8 tRNA genes and 1 rRNA gene are annotated in these 901 nt (G+C 48.9%); all 9 read left to right on the top strand.

Annotated elements, in window-relative coordinates:
- Nucleotides 1–89, top strand: a 5S ribosomal RNA gene (gene rrf, locus KNO90_RS14605); the annotation flags it as partial.
- 76 nt (nt 90–165) lie between these two features.
- Nucleotides 166–241: transfer RNA gene (locus KNO90_RS14600), tRNA-Asp, on the top strand.
- A gap of 19 nt (nt 242–260) precedes the next feature.
- Nucleotides 261–336: transfer RNA gene (locus KNO90_RS14595), tRNA-Phe, on the top strand.
- A gap of 8 nt (nt 337–344) precedes the next feature.
- A tRNA-Thr gene (locus KNO90_RS14590) sits at nt 345–420 on the top strand.
- Nucleotides 421–430: 10 nt separating this feature from the next.
- Nucleotides 431–506 (top strand) — tRNA-His (locus KNO90_RS14585).
- Nucleotides 507–518: 12 nt separating this feature from the next.
- Nucleotides 519–594, top strand: a tRNA-Lys gene (locus tag KNO90_RS14580).
- Nucleotides 595–632: 38 nt separating this feature from the next.
- A tRNA-Leu gene (locus KNO90_RS14575) sits at nt 633–713 on the top strand.
- A gap of 15 nt (nt 714–728) precedes the next feature.
- Nucleotides 729–803: transfer RNA gene (locus tag KNO90_RS14570), tRNA-Gly, on the top strand.
- A gap of 9 nt (nt 804–812) precedes the next feature.
- Nucleotides 813–900 (top strand) — tRNA-Leu (locus KNO90_RS14565).
- The last annotated feature ends 1 nt before the right edge of the window (nt 901 follow it).

Genomic DNA, 901 nt, shown 5'->3' with positions numbered 1-901 from the left:
CCGTTCCCATGCCGAACACGGAAGTTAAGCGTCTCAGCGCCGAAAGTAGTTGGGGGATCTCCCCCTGTGAGGATAGGACGTTGCCAGGCTTTATTTTTTTAAAAAAGTTATTGACTTTACATAAAATGACCTTTAAAATAGGTGAAGTCGACATAACTTAAAAACGGTCTCGTGGTGTAGGGGTTAACATGTCTGCCTGTCACGCAGAAGATCGCGGGTTCGAATCCCGTCGAGACCGCCATTTTTAATTTAATACGTATGGCTTTGTAGCTCAGTTGGTAGAGCAAAGGACTGAAAATCCTTGTGTCGGCGGTTCGATTCCGTCCAAAGCCACCATATAACACGCCGGTGTAGCTCAGTTGGTAGAGCATCTGACTTGTAATCAGAGGGTCGAGGGTTCGAATCCTTTCGCCGGCACCATTTTTTCATGGCGGTTGTGGCGAAGTGGTTAACGCACCGGATTGTGATTCCGGCATTCGAGGGTTCAATTCCCTTCAGCCGCCCCATTAAAATTTAATGAGCCATTAGCTCAGTTGGTAGAGCATCTGACTTTTAATCAGAGGGTCGCAGGTTCGAGCCCTGCATGGCTCACCATTTTCTCATTATTTTTTATTTAATACGTAATTTCACGTGCGGGTGTGGCGGAATTGGTAGACGCGCTAGACTTAGGATCTAGTGTCTTTGACGTGGGGGTTCGAGTCCCTTCACCCGCATCTCTAAATACTTATGCGGAAGTAGTTCAGTGGTAGAATACGACCTTGCCAAGGTCGGGGTCGCGGGTTCGAATCCCGTCTTCCGCTCCATTTTAATACGCGGTCGTGGCGGAATCGGTAGACGCGCTAGGTTGAGGGCCTAGTGGTGGTTAACACCGTGGAGGTTCAAGTCCTCTCGACCGCACCAT

Origin of the sequence: Exiguobacterium sp. s63, assembly GCF_018617335.1 — a bacterium.
GTDB lineage: Bacteria > Bacillota > Bacilli > Exiguobacteriales > Exiguobacteriaceae > Exiguobacterium.
Note: the sequence above shows the minus strand (reverse complement) of the source record. Positions and strands in the feature narration are given on the sequence as shown.